This window comes from Microbacterium sp. NPDC064978 (assembly GCF_044543605.1).
Classification (GTDB): domain Bacteria; phylum Actinomycetota; class Actinomycetes; order Actinomycetales; family Microbacteriaceae; genus Microbacterium; species Microbacterium meiriae.
This window is the reverse complement of the sequence record NZ_JBITWF010000001.1, coordinates 677,780-693,598: the sequence shown is the minus strand read 5'-3', so window position 1 is coordinate 693,598 and position 15,819 is coordinate 677,780. Positions and strand designations below refer to the sequence as shown.

At 70.3% G+C, this 15,819-nt stretch carries 17 protein-coding genes and 1 tRNA gene; 5 read left to right on the top strand and 13 right to left on the bottom strand.

The genetic code is table 11. From position 1 onward, the window contains the following. The first annotated feature begins 13 nt into the window (after positions 1–13). Together ACIGJI_RS03660 and ACIGJI_RS03655 are read left to right on the top strand one after the other, a co-directional pair. Positions 14–274, top strand: coding sequence for a YHS domain-containing protein (locus tag ACIGJI_RS03660; RefSeq protein ID WP_187663793.1), 261 nt, complete (start codon positions 14–16; stop codon positions 272–274). Positions 275–341: 67 nt separating this feature from the next. Next, positions 342–2,513, top strand: coding sequence for a heavy metal translocating P-type ATPase (locus tag ACIGJI_RS03655; protein ID WP_363444470.1), 2,172 nt, complete (start codon positions 342–344; stop codon positions 2,511–2,513). Positions 2,514–2,542: 29 nt separating this feature from the next. On the opposite strand, the gene ACIGJI_RS03650 is transcribed toward ACIGJI_RS03655, so the two are convergent. The 9 genes from ACIGJI_RS03650 to ACIGJI_RS03610 all read right to left on the bottom strand — a co-directional run bounded on the left by ACIGJI_RS03650 (position 2,543) and on the right by ACIGJI_RS03610 (position 8,303). Then, positions 2,543–3,109: a hypothetical protein gene (locus ACIGJI_RS03650; RefSeq protein ID WP_268776495.1), complete on the bottom strand. Its 567-nt coding sequence runs from the start codon at positions 3,107–3,109 to the stop codon at positions 2,543–2,545. 2 nt (positions 3,110–3,111) lie between these two features. Further along, positions 3,112–4,260, bottom strand: a complete 1,149-nt coding sequence (locus ACIGJI_RS03645; protein ID WP_363444467.1) for a zinc-dependent alcohol dehydrogenase — start codon at positions 4,258–4,260, stop codon at positions 3,112–3,114. Between the two features lie 101 nt (positions 4,261–4,361). Further along, the gene (gene nhaA, locus ACIGJI_RS03640) at positions 4,362–5,648 is read right to left on the bottom strand and encodes a Na+/H+ antiporter NhaA (RefSeq protein ID WP_363444464.1); all 1,287 of its coding nucleotides are present in this window, start codon (positions 5,646–5,648) and stop codon (positions 4,362–4,364) included. 61 nt (positions 5,649–5,709) lie between these two features. Further along, positions 5,710–5,883 (bottom strand): hypothetical protein, encoded by a 174-nt coding sequence (locus ACIGJI_RS03635; protein WP_164498170.1) that lies wholly within the window; start codon positions 5,881–5,883, stop codon positions 5,710–5,712. 237 nt (positions 5,884–6,120) lie between these two features. Next, positions 6,121–6,504, bottom strand: coding sequence for a HicB family toxin-antitoxin system (locus tag ACIGJI_RS03630; protein ID WP_187663797.1), 384 nt, complete (start codon positions 6,502–6,504; stop codon positions 6,121–6,123). Continuing rightward, on the bottom strand, positions 6,501–6,695 hold the full coding sequence (locus tag ACIGJI_RS03625) for a type II toxin-antitoxin system HicA family toxin (RefSeq protein WP_187663798.1): 195 nt from the start codon (positions 6,693–6,695) through the stop codon (positions 6,501–6,503). The genes ACIGJI_RS03630 and ACIGJI_RS03625 overlap by 4 nt, the downstream gene beginning before the upstream one ends. A 31-nt stretch (positions 6,696–6,726) precedes the next feature. Continuing rightward, a complete protein-coding gene (locus ACIGJI_RS03620; protein WP_187663799.1) occupies positions 6,727–7,005 on the bottom strand; it encodes a helix-turn-helix domain-containing protein in 279 nt (92 codons plus the stop codon). A gap of 399 nt (positions 7,006–7,404) precedes the next feature. Continuing rightward, positions 7,405–7,477, bottom strand: a tRNA-Arg gene (locus ACIGJI_RS03615). Positions 7,478–7,493: 16 nt separating this feature from the next. After that, positions 7,494–8,303 carry an SGNH/GDSL hydrolase family protein gene (locus ACIGJI_RS03610; protein WP_363444459.1) on the bottom strand — a complete coding sequence of 270 codons (810 nt, stop codon included), beginning with the start codon at positions 8,301–8,303 and terminating at the stop codon, positions 7,494–7,496. 93 nt (positions 8,304–8,396) lie between these two features. Between ACIGJI_RS03610 and argS the strand changes: the two genes are divergently transcribed. Continuing rightward, positions 8,397–10,061, top strand: a complete 1,665-nt coding sequence (argS, locus tag ACIGJI_RS03605) for an arginine--tRNA ligase (RefSeq protein ID WP_363444456.1) — start codon at positions 8,397–8,399, stop codon at positions 10,059–10,061. 7 nt (positions 10,062–10,068) lie between these two features. Then, positions 10,069–10,911, top strand: coding sequence for a DUF2993 domain-containing protein (locus ACIGJI_RS03600; protein WP_280565914.1), 843 nt, complete (start codon positions 10,069–10,071; stop codon positions 10,909–10,911). 15 nt (positions 10,912–10,926) lie between these two features. Here the strand turns inward: ACIGJI_RS03600 and ACIGJI_RS03595 are convergent, their stop codons facing one another. Genes ACIGJI_RS03595 through ACIGJI_RS03580 form a run of 4 tightly spaced genes read right to left on the bottom strand, consistent with a single transcriptional unit; the run spans position 10,927 to position 14,253 of the window. After that, entirely contained in the window at positions 10,927–11,661 is a 735-nt protein-coding gene (locus ACIGJI_RS03595) for an alpha/beta fold hydrolase (protein WP_187663803.1), read from the bottom strand. Position 11,662: 1 nt separating this feature from the next. Continuing rightward, the gene (locus ACIGJI_RS03590; protein ID WP_363444452.1) at positions 11,663–12,244 is read right to left on the bottom strand and encodes a TetR/AcrR family transcriptional regulator; all 582 of its coding nucleotides are present in this window, start codon (positions 12,242–12,244) and stop codon (positions 11,663–11,665) included. Beyond that, complete coding sequence (locus ACIGJI_RS03585) at positions 12,237–13,127, bottom strand: alpha/beta hydrolase (protein WP_363444449.1); 891 nt, start codon at positions 13,125–13,127, stop codon at positions 12,237–12,239. The genes ACIGJI_RS03590 and ACIGJI_RS03585 overlap by 8 nt, the downstream gene beginning before the upstream one ends. A 52-nt stretch (positions 13,128–13,179) precedes the next feature. Continuing rightward, positions 13,180–14,253 (bottom strand): YihY/virulence factor BrkB family protein, encoded by a 1,074-nt coding sequence (locus tag ACIGJI_RS03580; RefSeq protein WP_292796638.1) that lies wholly within the window; start codon positions 14,251–14,253, stop codon positions 13,180–13,182. Positions 14,254–14,399: 146 nt separating this feature from the next. Here ACIGJI_RS03580 and lysA point away from each other — a divergent pair, with 146 nt between their 5' ends. Then, positions 14,400–15,818: a diaminopimelate decarboxylase gene (gene lysA, locus ACIGJI_RS03575; protein ID WP_259954977.1), complete on the top strand. Its 1,419-nt coding sequence runs from the start codon at positions 14,400–14,402 to the stop codon at positions 15,816–15,818. Position 15,819 lies beyond the last annotated feature (1 nt).

Genomic DNA, 15,819 nt, shown 5'->3' with positions numbered 1-15,819 from the left:
GAGGAGCACCGACATGTCCGATTCCCCCGCAGGATCCTGCTGCAGCGTCCCGCGCCAGAGCGGCGTCTCCGCCGACGGGCGCACCGACCTGCTCGCCGTGCCGGCCGAGGGCATGGCCGAATGCCCGGTGATGGCCGGAACACCCGTGGTGATCGCGACCGCCGAGGCCGCGGGCCTGTACCGCGACCACGAGGGCACGCGCTACTACTTCTGCTGCGCGGGCTGCGGGCCGGCGTTCGACGCCGATCCCGCGAAGTACACCAGGGCGGCCTGAGCCCCCATCCGTGCGGGGCCGCGACAGAACCGGCCCCGCACGGCATCATCGACGTTGGAGGGAAGACATGAGCACCTCGCACCACGACCATTCCGCGCACGGCCACCCCGCGGCAGCCGGGACCGGGACGCAGACGAGCCACTCCGGACACGCGGACCACACCGCGCACGGAGACCACACGGACCACGCAGGACACACCGGGCACACCGGGCACACCGGACACGAGGGACACGGAGGTCACGGGGGCCATGGCGGTCATGGCGACCACGTCGCCCAGTTCCGGCGGCTGTTCTGGATCATGCTCGTCCTCGCGGTCCCCACCGTGCTGCTCTCGGGCATGTTCGCGATGATCCTCGGCTACCCGCTCCCCGACATCCCGGGCCTGGCATGGGTGTCGCCGGTCCTCGGCACCGTCATGTACGTGTGGGGAGGGAAGCCGTTCCTCATCGGCGCTGCCAGCGAGATCCGTGCGCGCAAGCCCGGGATGATGCTGCTCATCGGTCTCGCGATCACCGTGGCGTTCGTCGCCTCGTGGGGAGCGAGCCTCGGCCTCCTGCACCACGAGCTCGACTTCTGGTGGGAGCTCGCCCTGCTGATCGTCATCATGCTGCTGGGGCACTGGATCGAGATGCGGTCGCTCGCACAGACCACCTCCGCCCTCGACTCGCTGGCCGCCCTCCTGCCGGACGAGGCGGAGCGCGTCGAGGGCGATCAGGTCGTGCGCGTCTCTCCCTCGGACCTCCGCGTGGGAGACGTCGTGGTGGTGCGCCCCGGCGGCAGCATCCCCGCGGACGGTCGCATCGTCGACGGCCGCGCCTCGATGGACGAGTCCATGGTGACGGGGGAGTCCCGTACGGTCACCCGTGTGACCGGCGACCCCGTGACCGCGGGCACCGTCGCCACCGACTCCGGGCTGCGCGTGGAGATCACCGCGACCGGCGACGACACGACGCTCGCGGGGATCCAGCGGCTCGTCACGGAAGCGCAGAACTCCTCGTCTCGCGCGCAGCGCCTCGCCGACACGGCCGCGGGTTGGCTGTTCTGGTTCGCGTTGGGTGCCGCCGTGATCACCGCCGTCGTGTGGAGCGCCGTCGGTCTGCCGGATGACGCCGTGATCCGCACGATCACCGTCCTCGTGATCGCCTGCCCGCACGCACTGGGACTGGCCATCCCGCTCGTCGTGTCGATCGCGACCGAGCGTGCGGCGCGCGGCGGCGTCCTCGTGAAGGACCGGCTCGCCCTGGAGAGCATGCGCACCGTCGACACCGTGCTGTTCGACAAGACCGGCACCCTGACCAAGGGCGAGCCCGTCGTGTCCGAGGTGTCGGTGGCCGGCGCGGAGACCGCGGACGAGGTGCTGGCGCTCGCCGCGGCCGCCGAGGCCGACAGCGAGCATCCGCTGGCGAAGGCCATCGTGCGCGCTGCGCGCGACAAGGAGCTCCCGGTGCCGGCCAGCCGCGACTTCTCGTCTTCTCCTGCGGTCGGTGTGACCGCCACGGTGGACGGAGCCGTGATCCGGGTCGGCGGCCCGCATCTGCTCACGGAGGAGGACGCCCAGGAGCTCCCCGTCGCGGAGGGCTGGCGTGCAGACGGTGCGATCATCCTGCACGTGCTGCGTGACGGCCGGGTCGTCGGGGCGCTCAAGCTCGCGGACGAGGTGCGTCCGGAGTCGCGGGACGCGGTCGATGCGTTGCATGCGCTCGGCGTCCAGGTCGTGATGATCACCGGTGACGCGGAGGCCGTCGCGCACACCGTCGCGGCGGACCTCGGCATCGACCGCGTGTTCGCCGGCGTCCGGCCGGAGGACAAGGCGGCGAAGGTGCAGGAGTTGCAGCGCGAGGGCCGCAAGGTCGCGATGGTGGGAGACGGCGTGAACGATGCGCCCGCCCTCGCCCAGGCCGACGTGGGTCTCGCGATCGGCGCAGGGACCGACGTGGCGATCGCGTCCGCGGGGGTCATCCTCGCGGGCGACGACCCCCGCGCCGTGCTGTCGGTCATCGAGCTGTCCCGTGCCTCCTACCGGAAGATGAAGCAGAACCTCTGGTGGGCGGCGGGGTACAACCTGCTCTCCGTGCCGCTCGCCGCGGGGGTGCTCGCGCCGATCGGCTTCGTGCTGCCGATGTCCGTGGGTGCGGTGCTGATGTCGCTGTCGACGATCGTGGTGGCCCTCAACGCGCAGCTGCTGCGGCGGCTCGACCTCCGTCCGGAGGTCGTCACCGCAGAGATCCTGCAGCGCTGAGCCTCACACGCCGCCGTCTCGGTCCCGGCTCAGTGCCGGCGGCCGAGGCGGCGGAGAGCGCGGACGCCCAGGACCGCCGTCAGCACCCAGGGCCCGACGACGATGATCGGGTCGAGCCACGTGTGCCGGAGATCGATGCGGCCTCGTCCGAACCGTGATGCGAGCGGACGGTGACGGGGCTCCGCGAGGACGCCGGTCTGGGTGATCGGATCGTCCGGTCGCCGGGTCACCAGGGAGCGGGCGTGCGCCGTCACGGCGTCCACACGGTCTCCCAGGACGAGCAGCAGCCAGCGGGTGTTCTTCGTCTCGCTGAACCGGTCGTAGGCCACGCGCCGGATGGCTCCGGACACGCCGTGCAGCGGCTGCGCGGTGCCCCAGACCGGGGGCAGCATGCCGTGTTCGATCGAGCGCTCGCGGCCGCGGTCGGGGCCCTGACGCTCCGGGAGGTCCCAATGGGCGCCCGTGTCGCCGACATCGTCCACCTGCTGCCAGGTGCGGCGGTGCTCCGGGGCGAGGTCGGCGCCCCAGCCCGGGATCCGGGCGCGCAGCTCGTCGGGGGTCGGCGCGGGGACGGGTCGAGATCCTTCGTACGGCATGGTCATTCCTCTCCGACGACGATGAGCGGCTTGATGCAGTCGTCGAGCTTGGACGAGAACACGTGGTAGGCCTCGGCGATGTGCTCCAGGGGGAAGCGATGGGTGAGCAGCTCGGACGGGCGGATGTGCCCCGCCTGGATGTGTTCGAGCAGTCGCGGCCACTGCCTCTTCACGGGAGCCTGATTGCCGCGCACAGTGAGTCCCTTGTTGACGATGTCCCCGAGACGGACGGAGGTGACCAGCGGCCCGTAAGCCCCGAGGATCGAGACCGTCCCTCCCTTGCGCGCGCTGTCGATGGCCCAGTTCAGGGCGACGGGGGAGCCGCCCTGCAGCTTCAGTTTCGCGCCGGTCACGTGCTGGACGACGCTGCCGTCCGCCTCCGCGCCGACCGCGTCGATCACCACGTCGGCGCCGAGGTAGCCGGTCGCCTTCTTTAGGGCGAGGACGATGTCACCGACCTCGTGGAGGTGCATCGTCTCGGCGAAGGCGAACTGCCTGGCCTTCTCGAGCCGGTAGTCGAGATGGTCGACGACGATGACGCCTCCCGCGCCGAGGAACCAGGCCGAGCGCGCGGCGGCGAGGCCGACGGGACCGGCGCCGAACACGACCACCGTGTCCCCTTCGGTGATGTCACCCTGCTGAGCACCGAAGTAGCCCGTGGAGAACGCGTCGGTGAGCAGCAGCGCATCCTCCGAGGCGAGCCACTCCGGGATCACCGACGGGCCGACATCGGCGAACGGCACACGGACGCGCTCGGCCTGCCCGCCGTCGTACCCGCCTGTCGTGTGCGAGTAGCCGTAGATCCCGCCGACGGCGGTCGCGTTCGGGTTCACGTTGTGGCAGTTCGAGAAGAGGCCTCGGCGGCAGAAATAGCAGGAGCCGCAGTAGATGTTGAAGGGCACCATCACCCGGTCGCCAGGACGCAGCGTCTCCACCGAGGAGCCCACCTCCTCCACCACCCCGACGATCTCGTGACCGAAGGTGTGCCCGATGCGGGTGTCGGGCATCATGCCGTGGAAGAGGTGGAGATCCGATCCGCAGACGGCAGCCCTCGTGACCCGCACGATGGCGTCGTTCGGATGCTGGATCGCCGGATCGGGTTTCTCCTCGACCCGGATCTTGTACGGTCCGCGGTAGGTCATCGCCTTCATCGGGTGCTCCTTCGCTGCGTCGGGGTGACCGACGCTAAGCACCGCCTCGAGGATCACTCAGGGCGTTGACGAACGGCGCAGGAGAGCGTAGGAGCGCGTGCTCACCTCTCGGGGAGGGCCCCGGTCTCCGCACGCGCACGACGGCTGCGGGCCGCGAGCACCAGGCCACCGAGGACAGCGGCGAGGAGCGAGCCGACGAGGACGCCGATCTTCACGTGATCGTCCGCGACGCTGCTGCTGCCGTACGCGAGTTCTCCCACCAGCAGCGAGACCGTGAACCCGATGCCCGCGAGCAGGGACATGCCCGCGAGATCCGGCCAGCGCAGCGACTCATCGAGGCGCAGGGTCGGCACGCGACTCAACAGGAAGGTCGTGAGCAGGATGCCGATGGGCTTCCCGAGCACGAGCCCCACGATGATCCCGATCGTGATCGGATCGGTCAGCGCCGAGACGAGGCCGTCCATGCCGCCGATCTCGACCCCGGCCGCGAAGAACGCGAACACCGGCACGGCGACGAGGGTCGCTACGATGCCCCAGCGGTCGGCGAAGTGCGCGGCGAGCCCGTCGTACACCGGTGCACCGTCGCCGTCCGTTCCGGTGCGCACCCGCGCGCGGTCCGTCGGGCGCACCGGCACCATGAAGCCGAGCAGCACGCCGGCGACCGTCGCGTGCACCCCCGAGGCGTGCACGAATGCCCACACGGCGAGAGCGAGGGGGAGCAGGATCCACCAGGATCGGATGCCGTTCTGCACGGCGAGCGCGAAGCCTGCGAGGGGGAGGAGCGCGAGGATCAGCCAGGGGAAGCTGATGGTCTCGGTGTAGAAGGTGGCGATGATCGTGATGGCGATCAGGTCGTCGATGATCGCGAGGGTCAGCAGGAACACCCGCAGGGCCGGCGGGAGGAAGCGGCCGACCACGGCGAGCACGGCGATCGCGAACGCGATGTCCGTGGCCGTGGGGATCGCCCACCCGCGCAGCACGTCGGCGCCCGAGGCCGCGTTGATCGCGACGAACAGCAGGGCAGGGACGACCACGCCGCCGACCGCGGCGGCGATCGGAAGCGCGGCACGGCGCGGATCGCGCAGGCGCCCGGCCACGAACTCCTCCTTCAGTTCCAGACCGACGACGAAGAAGAACACCGCGAGGAGGCCGTCGGCGGCCCAGGCACCGACACTGAGCTCGAGGTGCCACTCCGGGATACCGAAGCGGAAGTCCCTGATCGCCTCGTACCACGGGGCGGCGGGGGAGTTGGCGAGGATCAGGGCGGCGAGCGTGGCGGTCAGCAGCAGACCGCCGCCGAGCACGTCGCTGCGGGCGGTGGAGCGGATGCCGCGCCAGAGCTCATGCGGCGCGAGACGGAAACGGGCAGGGGACGGCGAAGAAGACACAGGGATACCTCACGGCAGATGGATGGGTGACGCGATGTCGCCGCACCCGTCCGGGTGCGGCCTATCCCTGTGGCGGCGGGCAGCCCGCGATCTCGCCGTGCGAGAGGGTGCCCCAGACGCTCGTCCACCCGTTCGTGCCGGGGTGCAGGACCACGCGCATCCACTCCGTCATCGGCGTCGCGGACGACAGACGGCGCGGAGCGCGCGTCGAACCGGCGATGAGGAGGGAGGGCACGGATCCAGGCTACCGGTCCGTGCGTCGGGGCTGCTGACGGGACCCTGGGCGCACGAGAAGAGGGACCGTCCGTCTGGACGATCCCTCTTGTCTCAAGTGAAGTATCCGATCCAATTGCCCAGGCCTCAGCAAGCAGATCGGTTGGTTCGATTACCCGCGGTCGCCTTCAGCTCATCCAACACGGGCATCGCATCAGACGGGTACCTGCTGCGCGAGCGAACCGCATTCAGGGTGAAATTACGATTTGACGAGCTGATGCGCGCGTTGGTGAGAAACTTCGAACAAGTCGCCTATGTCCCGAAGAGTGATCTCTTGAGCGGCTAGCTGTTTGGCCAACGCTCGAGCTCGCTCATTCGCTTCGCGCTCTTTCCTCTCGGCCTCCGCGCGTTCGATCTTGATGTCTTCGAGGATCTGCGTGACGTGCTCTACAGTCCCGATGCGCTCAGCTTTGACGTGAATTCCGAATGAATCGAGTGGAATATCGAGGGTGACGGCGATGTACTCTTTTGCCATTTGATGCGCTTCCTTGATCGTGCGGGCTTGCGTGAGCCCATCGATCTCGGGGATGGCGACCATCCACCATTTTCCCTCACGGCTGACGATGACCTCATAGCTCTTCACTTGGTGGCCTCCTCAATTGCCTTGTTGATCTGGCGAACAACGCCGGGAGAGATCGTCTTGTGCCCGTCCGGGACGCTGATGCTGGTGTTTTCCTTTGCCCAGACGGTGTGCGACCCAACCGTTCGGACCGCGGTGAACCCGGCGGCCCGTAGTGCCTTGACCATCTTCCGGGTGGGTTGCTCGCTGACCATGAGTATAGTCTACCCAGGGTAGACAGTGGCATCAAGGGAGCCTAGACAGGCGATGGGTGGCTGCGGTTTCTTCGGCTACCCGCTCAGCCCTCTCTTGAACGCGCGCGAAGAATACGCCTGGAGTCACCCCGAGAACCTCGAGCAGATCAAAGACAGTCTGCACTCGAATCGGCCTCCCGCCAGTGACCGCCCTGAACAGAGTGGTGTAGTCGACGCCAAGTTCCGCAGCGACGTTTCGGATACTGCGCCCGGCTCCCGCGATCTCGGCCCTTAGCTGCACAGTGGTCGCGGCGGCGTAGTTGATCCCCATGCTCGCATCGTAGATGCCGCTCAATTGCGTGTCATCTAGAGAAGCGGATGCCTGACGCCACAGCGATCATCGGAACCGTGACGCCCGGTACTCGCAGTCGAAACCGAGACCCGAAGCGCCCCAACCGACACCCACCCCATCCGCGGCCCAACGCCACATCAGTGAAGTCCGCTACTGGACGCTCCTCCACCGCCGGGCGATCCATTCAAGGAATCGAAGCTGGCCCGGTGACGGCGCGGATGGTGAGAGAGCGGATCGGCAAAACGGTTCCGCGGACGGCTGAAACGTGCCGCCTGAGCGCGAAACGCCGAAAAAAACGTGGCCACCTCGAAAATCGAGGTGGCCACAGTTTTGGCTACTGCGAGCCGGGGTTTCCCCAGCTCTCCCAGTGTTTTCTAGTGCCCCCGACAGGAGTCGAACCTGCGACCTACGGTACCGGAAACCGGCGCTCTATCCACTGAGCTACGGAGGCGTACCGATCGACAATATCACTCGTCGGGGGTGGTCTCCGACCCACCGGCCTCCGTGACCGGCGCGGCGCGCAGTTCGTCGAGCGCTGCGGTCAGCTTCTCCGCGAGGTAGCGGTGGCCATCGGTGGACGGATGCTTGTGCCCGACCTCCACGTCGATGACGGCGAGATAGTTCTCGTCGGTGATCCAGTCCCGCTCGATCGGGGAGATGTACCACCAGCCGCGGGCCGAGGCGAGAGCCGCGAGGTCCCGGTCGATCCGTGCCGTCTGCGCCCCGACCGGGAGCTCGTGCGGCGCGGGCCCGAGCACGACGATCGCCGCCTCCGGGTAGCGCGCCGTCAGCGCGTCCCATGCGGCGGTCACGGCGTCGCGATAGCCGGCCTCGCCCTGCGCCCGGTCGTTGATGGAGCCCTGGATGATGACGAGATCCGGGTCGAGGGCCGGGTCCAGTGCCGCGATGCGCTCGCCGAAGGTGGGGCCGTCGATGCCGGGCTTGAGGTAGCCGCTGCCCCGGACGCCGTCCACGATGGTCGTGCCGCGCAGGAGGTCGGCGAGCACGTACGCATACCCCAGGGTGGGGTCGGAGGCGGCCGAGCCGTAGGTCCAGGAATCACCGAAGACGAGGATGGTCGGCTCCTCCGGGAGCGCGAGCGGCGCGGGAGCGATCACCGCGATGGACTCGTCTCCGGCTGCCGCGCCGACGGGGAGGGACGACGGCGCCGGAACCCAGGGGCGCCAGACTCCGAGGACCCCCGCGGCGACGGCGACGAGAAGAGCGGTGGCGACGCCCGCGATGCGCAGTCGACGAGAGGCGGCGGGGGCGTTCATGGCATGAGAGTAGATCACGGAACGCGGAACGCAAACTCTTCGCGACGAGGGGCGGCGGAGAGGGGCGGCGCGCCCCCGTAAACTGGGGAGTCTATGAATCCTGAAACGCTCGCCCACGCCCTCCTCGCCGTCCTCGCCCCCATCGCCGAGGAACGACGTCCGGGCGAGCCGTTCGACCACTCCGCCGCCGACATCGTGCTGGAGCGCCCGCGCAACCGCGACCACGGCGACTGGGCCTCGAACATCGCCATGCGCCTGGCCAAGCCCTTCGGCACGAACCCGCGTGAGCTCGCCCAGCAGATCGCCGACGGACTGGTCGATGTGGACGGCATCGCGAGCGTGGAGGTCGCCGGTCCGGGCTTCCTCAACATCCGTCTCGACGCCGCCGCCGCCGGTGCGCTCGCGAAGGTCATCGTCGACGCCGGTCCCGCCTACGGGACGAACTCCTCGCAGGAGGGCGTCAGCGTGAACGTCGAGTTCGTCTCGGCCAACCCCACCGGTCCTCTCCACATCGCGCACACGCGCTGGGCGGCCCTCGGCGACGCGATCGTGCGCCTGCTCCTCGCGAGCGGCGCCCGCGCGGTGCGTGAGTACTACATCAACGACGCGGGCGTGCAGATGGACCGCTTCGCCGCGTCCGTGCTGGCCGCGGCCAAGGGGGAGCCCACGCCGGAGGGCGGCTACCCGGGGCAGTACATCGCGACGCTCGCCGGTCGCGTGCTCGAAGCGCGTCCCGACCTGCTCGATCTCCCGGAGGAGGAGCAGCTCACGGTCGCCCGCGAGCTCGGCTACGAGTACCAGCTCGCGGAGATCAAGAACTCGCTCGAGCGCTTCAACGTGCCGTTCGACGTGTGGTTCTCCGAGCGCACCCTCCACGCGAAGGACGCCTCGGGGTCGAGCCTGATCGACCAGGCCGTCGACCGTCTGCGCGAGCAGGGTCACGTGTTCGACGAGGACGGCGCCGTCTGGGTGCGCACGACGGACTTCGGCGATGACAAGGACCGTGTGATCCGCCGCTCGAACGGCGAGTACACGTACTTCGCCGCCGACGCCGCCTACTACCTGAACAAGGGCGACCGCGGCTTCCGCGACAAGATCTACCTTCTGGGCGCCGACCACCACGGCTACGTGCACCGTCTCAAGGCGGTCGCGGGGGCGGCGGGGGACGACCCCGCGAAGAACATCCAGGTGCTGATCGGCCAGATGGTCTCGATCAACGGCGCCCGCCTCAGCAAGCGTGCGGGCAACATCATCGAGATGGACGACCTGCTCGACTGGCTCGGCACGGACGCGCTGCGCTACTCGCTGGAGCGCTCGCCCGCCGACTCGCCGCTCGACCTCGACCCGGAGCTGCTGCAGAAGCGCACGAACGACAACCCGGTGTTCTACGTCCAGTACGCACACGCCCGTACCCACAACGTCGCGCGCAACGCCGCCGACTCCGGCGTCGACCGCTCCGTCTTCGCCCCGGAGACGCTCACGCACGAGACCGAGGCGGCGCTGCTGGGCGCGCTCCAGGAGTTCCCCCGCATCGTGGCGTTCGCGGCCGAGGTGCGCGAGCCGCACCGCGTCGCGCGCTATCTGGAGGAGCTCGCCGGCCTGTACCACCGCTGGTACGACAACTGCCGGGTGATCCCGCTGAGCGAGGCCCCGGTGGAGGACGTGCACCGCACGCGCCTGTGGCTGAACGATGCCGCCGGCCAGGTCTTCCGCAACGGACTCGACCTGCTCGGCGTGTCCGCGCCCGAGCGCATGTAGGAGCGCCATGAGCGACGACAACCACACCCTCCCGTATCCGAAGCCCTCGGACGAGCACCCGACGCTCGTGGTCCCGGACGCGGCGGACGGTCGGGGCGGCGCCGCACGTCGTCGCCGGCGGTGGCCGTGGGTCGTGCTCATCGTCGTGGTCGTGCTCGCCGCCCTCGTGGTCGCGGCCGAGTTCGTCGCCCGTGCGGTGCTGCCCGGTGTCGTCCGATCGATCGTCATCGAGCAGCTCGACCTCCCTGCCGACCAGCAGCTGGACGTCGAGACCGAGGGGATCCTCCTCCCACAGCTCCTCGCCGGTCGTCTCGACACCCTGCGCCTGTCGACGGAGGCCGTCACGCTGCAGGGCATCACCGGTGCCGCCGACGTCACGGCGACGGGCGTTCCGCTGCGGGGCGGCGACCTCGACGGCGCGGACGGCACCATCCGCATCGACCAGGAGCAGTTCACCGCTCTGCTCGCCGACTCGGAACTCCCTGTCGACACCGTGGAGTTCGTGGCGCCGAACGCGACCCTCGGCGGCTCGTTCGACGTGCTCGGCACCGCGGTGCCGGTATCCGTGACCCTGACCCCCGGGGCTGTCGAGGGCGACCTCGAACTCACTCCGGTGGCGGCGAGCATCGGCGGCGTCGACATCGATCTCGATCGTGTGGGCTCGTCCCTCGGATCCCTCGGCGAGGGGATCACCGAACCGCGGCGCGTCTGCATCGCGGACCAGCTGCCGGCCGGCCTCACCCTGACGGGAATCGAGATCGTCGACGACCAGGCCGTGATCGACATCGACGTGGACGGGGCGATCGTCACGGACGAGACGCTCCAGGAGAAGGGGACCTGCGACCGCTGAGCGGTCACGCACCGGTCAGGTGGCCAGGCGCTCCTCCAGACGCGCGGCGAGCTCCGCCGGCCGTTGCAGGGGGATGCCGTGTCCGCACCCCTCGGCGACCTCGAGGGTGCTGCGGGGATGCACCCGGTCCAGCAGCGCGGCGGAGCGGCGCATCATCGGCTTCTCCTCCGCACCGACCAGGATCAGGGCGGTGCCGGGATGCGCGCGCCACGCGGGCGGAGGCGTGAAACGGAGGTTCTCCTCTACCGCGCGCAGCAGGGTCGTGCGCGAGATGGCCGCGGAGGTCTCCAGATAGCGGGGGAGCAGCGCGTCGGGGATGAACAGCTCGCGGGCCTGAAGGCGGGCGAAGCGCTCGTTCCTGGCGAGCCCTGCCGTGAGGCGGAGCAGCGCGAGGGTCGGGCCGACGGCGCGCAGCGGTTCCGCCTGAGCGCTGATGACCACGGCGTCGGCGACGAGGTCCGGTCGTCGTGCCGCGAGCAGGACGGCGAGCTGGGCGCCGAGGGAGAACCCGACGACGGTCGCCGGTTGCGTCTCCTGCTCCAGCAGCGGGACGAGCGCCGCGACCGTCTCCTCGTGCGACACGTAGTCCGCTGTCGCGCTGCCACCGTGTCCCGGAAGATCCGGGAGGATGACCCGCCGTGCGGGGTCGAGGTGACTGCGCAGCGGCTCCCACATCCAGCCGGCGACCCCGCCCCCGTGCAGCAGGAGGAGGGGAGGGGTTCCTGCGGAGCCTGTCGTCTCGTGATGCATGTCACTCCGTCTCGAAGCTCGCGGCCATGCGGCCGACCGTGTCGATGGCGCTCTCCAGCGTCGCGCGATCGAGGGGCCCCAGGGTGCGGGCCGCGGAGAGCAGGCCGAGCGTGGCACTGGACAACGCGAGAGCCAGGGCCTCGGGCTCCACGTCCGGCACGATCCGGCCCTGCTCCTGTAGCTCACGGATCCCGGCGACGACCTGTTCGTGACGCATCCGGTACCGGGCGGGTGGCTGCGCGGCGACGTGCGCACCGAGCACTCCCGCGTCGTCGAGGAACGCGGCCGTCATGAGCTCGTCGCCGAGCAGGGCAGCAGCTGTGGCGCGGTAGAGGGCACTGAGCGAGGGCTGCGGTCCTGCGGTACGGGCGGCCGCATCGGCGATCCGAGACGTGCCGCGCTGGAGCAGCGCGTCGAGGATGTCGCGCTTCGCCGCGAACTCCAGGTAGACCGCGCCCTTGCCGATGCCGGCCGCGCGTGCGATCGCGGCGACGCTCATGGCATCGAACCCGTCGGTCAGCACCATCCGCTCCGCGGCATCGAGGATGCGAGCGCGCCGGTCGGGCACGAGCGGCCTAGGCATCGGAGCCTCTGGCGAACCAGTTCCGGAGGGCGGGGATCACGAGGTCGGGGCGGTCGCGTTGCACCCAGTGTCCGGCTCCGGGTGCCACCAGGAGCCGGCCGGCCGGCAGCGCGTCCGCCGCCTCCTCGATCCTCCGAAGAGGGACGCCGGAGTCCCGGTCGCCGTGCACGAGCAGGACAGGGACGCGGATCTCGGCGAGCCGGTCACGGTAGTCGGTGCGGAGTCGCAGCGGTCGCACCTGATCCCTCTGCCAGTCGCCGAACGTCGTGAGGCCGGAGCCGTTCGCGGCCTCGGCGAGCACCGCATCGACGAGGGCGGGCGTGCGGGCCCCCGGGGAGCGGACGAGATCCTGAAGGCCGCGCGTCATCGCCTTACGGTCGCGCGCGTAGGCGCGTGTCATGGCGCCGAGCAGCCCCGAACGCAGGAGCAGGAATGTCGACAGGTGCGAGAGGGCACCGAGGCGTCCGTCCGTCAGCCGTGGCATCAGCCCGTAGCTGCCGAGGAGGGCGGCGGAGAGCGCAGCGTCGGGGCGGTCGAGGAGGTGGCCCAACGCCAACCCGGCACCCAGGGAGAGTCCGCCGACGACGTAGGCCTGCAGGTCGAGGGCATCGACGAGGTCGCCGACGTACTGCACCAGGCGCTTCTGCGTCAGCGGCGCTTCGAGGCGCGGACTGCGCCCGAACCCGGGGTGGTCCGGTGCGACGACGCGGTGTCCGGCGGCCGCCAACGCCGGTCCGACCTCGCCCCAGGAGAGTTCTGCACTGTCGGCGCCGCCGCCGTGCAGAAGGAGCGCGGGCGGCTGCGTCTCCGCCGCGGGGCACCATTCCGCGACCGACACCCGCGCGCCGGGAACGGTCACGGTGCGCCGTCGTGGTGCGGGCATGCGTCCCCTCTCGTTGTGACCACCGTATCGGTTCCGGTCACAACGAGGAAGGTCACTTCTTCTCGGCGGTGCCGTTCTCCTCGGCCGCCGCACGCTGGGCGTCACGCAGCTCGGCTGTGGCGATCTTGACGTCGACCTCGGCGCGCTGCAGTCGCCGCTGGACGAACGTCCGTGCGCCGAACCGTTCGTGCAGGCGGTCCCCGCGCTCCTCCTCGGCCGTGACGATGTAGGCGCACGAGACGAGGATGACCTGGGTGGACAGCTGGAGCCAGATCAGCAGCGCGAGGAGCGAGGCGAACGAGGCGAGCAGGGGGTTGCTCGTCGCACCGCCGACGAAGAGCCCGGAGAGCTGCTGCAGCACGATCAGGCCGAAGGCTCCGAGGAAGGCGCCGCTCCACAACGACCGCGCAGCGGGTCGGACGCCGGACAGCAGGAGGAAGGCGCCCACGATCAGAGCCGCGTCGAGGATGAACACCACGAGGAGCGACAGGATCCGGACCGTCCAGGCGAGCAGAGGCGAATCCGACGGCACCCCGAGCAGGTCGCCGATCCAGGTCACCCCGAGCTGTCCGATGAAGGTGATCCCGGCGGCGAGCACGAACGCGAGGCCGATGCCGATGCCGAGAAGCAGGTTGCGGACGATGACCCAGATCCACAGGATGTCCGCCTGGATCGTGCCGGCGATGGTCCGGATGGCCGTGCGGAGCGAGCCGATGGCGCCGAGCGCGGCACCGACCAGCGCGACGAGGGAGATGATGCCGGCGATCGAGAACGACGCCGGAGTCCGGAGGTCCTTCGTATCGATGACACCGCCCTCGCCGATGAGCCCGGGGACCGCGGACTGCACGGCGTCGATGATCGCGCGCCAGGCCTCCGGGTTTCCGGAGAGCCAGAGGGCCGCGAGGGAGAAGCCGAGGAGCACGCCGGCGAAGACGCTGAACAGGGCCCGGTAGGTCACGCTGTCGGCGAGCATCGGACCGCGGCGCTCGGAGTACAGCAGCACCGCCCTGACCGGGCGCCGGGCCAGGGCCCAAGCGATCACCGGTCCCGTGATGCGGGCGACGAGTCCCGGTCGGGCCGGGGCTGCGGAACGGTTCTCGGAGTCTCGCGTGTCGGTGTCTGCCACGCCCCCACCCTATGAGCCGCTCGGCACCCCTCCCCAGGGGGTTGACGCGGCGTGTCACCATGACCAGGCGGGGACAGGGGGTGCCCTAGAATCGGGGCAACTCGATGTGCGCCTCCGCCCGAGATCCGTCCCACGATTGGTGTTCCGTGCTCGACTCTGCCGCCACGCTCGCTCCGGATTGGCTCGTCGTCCCCGACGACCCGAACGATCTCGCGGTCGGGGTCTGGCCGTCCTCCACGGAGCGCGACGAGGACGGAGCCCTCGTGCTGGCGGGTGTGACGGCGCCGGAGCTCGTCCGGGCCTACGGCACGCCGCTCCTCGTGCTCGACGAAGACGAGGTGCGCCGCCGCGCCAGGGCCTTCCGCGACGCTTTCGACCGCGCCGCCTCCGCCCACGGCACGACCGCGCAGGTGTACTACGCGGGCAAGGCGTTCCTGTGCACGACGGTCGCCCGGTGGGTCGTCGACGAGGGGCTCCGCATCGACGTGTGCACCGGCGGCGAGCTCGAAGTCGCCCTCGCCGCGGGGGTCGCTCCGGCCTCGCTCGGCTTCCACGGCAACAACAAGTCGGTCGCCGAGCTCGAGCGCGCGGTCGCCCTCGGCGTGGGGACGATCGTCGTCGACAGCGCGATCGAGATCGAGCGCCTGGCCGCCATCACCGCCCGCACCGACGCCGTGCAGCGCGTCATGGTCCGGGTCATCAGCGGCGTCCACGCCGAGACCCACGACTTCCTCGCCACGGCGCACGAGGACCAGAAGTTCGGCTTCCCGCTCGCCGAGGCGGAGGTCGCCGTGGCACGGATCCGCGAGATCCCCGGGCTGGAGTTCGCCGGACTGCACTGCCACATCGGCTCCCAGATCTTCGGCGTGGCCGGCTTCCGCGAGTCGGCCTCCCGCGTGCTCGAACTGCACGCCGCCCTCCTCGAGGACGGCCCCGTGCCGCAGCTGAACCTCGGCGGCGGGTTCGGCATCGCCTACACCCGCATCGACGACCCCACCCCCATCGACGAGCTCGCCGGCGGCATCGTCGCGGCGGTGGCCGAGGGCTGCGCGGCGCGCGGCATCCCCGTGCCGGCGCTGTCGTTCGAGCCCGGGCGTGCGATCGTCGGCACCGCGGGCGTGACGCTCTACGAGGTCGGCACGACGAAGGACGTCACGGTCGCCTCGGGGGCGACCCGGCGTTACGTCAGCGTCGACGGCGGGATGAGTGACAACGCCCGCACGGCCCTCTACGGCGCCAGCTACTCCGCCCGCCTGGCCTCGCGCGCGGGCACGGGCGACCCGCAGTTGAGCCGGGTGGTCGGCAAGCACTGCGAGTCCGGCGACATCGTCGTCGATCACGAATATCTGCCCGGCGACGTCACCCCGGGGGACCTGCTCGCGGTGCCCGCGACGGGCGCGTACTGCGCCTCTCTCGCGAGCAACTACAACCACGTCCCGCGGCCGCCGATCGTGGCGGTGCGCGAGGGCCGCTCGCGGGTGATCGTCCGCGGCGAGACCGTCCACGACCTGCTGGCCCGCGACGCGGGCATCGACGGGGCGCACGCCCCCGAGGGAGCACGATGAC

What these genes read in the sequence shown, in the direction of transcription:
- ACIGJI_RS03660 (WP_187663793.1), top strand. Translation starts at nt 14, where the DNA reads ATGTCCGATTCCCCCGCAGGATCCTGCTGCAGCGTCCCGCGCCAGAGC.
- ACIGJI_RS03655 (WP_363444470.1), top strand. Translation starts at nt 342, where the DNA reads ATGAGCACCTCGCACCACGACCATTCCGCGCACGGCCACCCCGCGGCA.
- ACIGJI_RS03650 (WP_268776495.1), bottom strand. Translation starts at nt 3,109, where the DNA reads ATGCCGTACGAAGGATCTCGACCCGTCCCCGCGCCGACCCCCGACGAG.
- ACIGJI_RS03645 (WP_363444467.1), bottom strand. Translation starts at nt 4,260, where the DNA reads ATGAAGGCGATGACCTACCGCGGACCGTACAAGATCCGGGTCGAGGAG.
- ACIGJI_RS03625 (WP_187663798.1), bottom strand. Translation starts at nt 6,695, where the DNA reads ATGGTCAGCGAGCAACCCACCCGGAAGATGGTCAAGGCACTACGGGCC.
- ACIGJI_RS03620 (WP_187663799.1), bottom strand. Translation starts at nt 7,005, where the DNA reads ATGGGGATCAACTACGCCGCCGCGACCACTGTGCAGCTAAGGGCCGAG.
- ACIGJI_RS03610 (WP_363444459.1), bottom strand. Translation starts at nt 8,303, where the DNA reads ATGAACGCCCCCGCCGCCTCTCGTCGACTGCGCATCGCGGGCGTCGCC.
- argS (WP_363444456.1), top strand. Translation starts at nt 8,397, where the DNA reads ATGAATCCTGAAACGCTCGCCCACGCCCTCCTCGCCGTCCTCGCCCCC.
- ACIGJI_RS03600 (WP_280565914.1), top strand. Translation starts at nt 10,069, where the DNA reads ATGAGCGACGACAACCACACCCTCCCGTATCCGAAGCCCTCGGACGAG.
- ACIGJI_RS03595 (WP_187663803.1), bottom strand. Translation starts at nt 11,661, where the DNA reads ATGCATCACGAGACGACAGGCTCCGCAGGAACCCCTCCCCTCCTCCTG.
- ACIGJI_RS03590 (WP_363444452.1), bottom strand. Translation starts at nt 12,244, where the DNA reads ATGCCTAGGCCGCTCGTGCCCGACCGGCGCGCTCGCATCCTCGATGCC.
- ACIGJI_RS03585 (WP_363444449.1), bottom strand. Translation starts at nt 13,127, where the DNA reads ATGCCCGCACCACGACGGCGCACCGTGACCGTTCCCGGCGCGCGGGTG.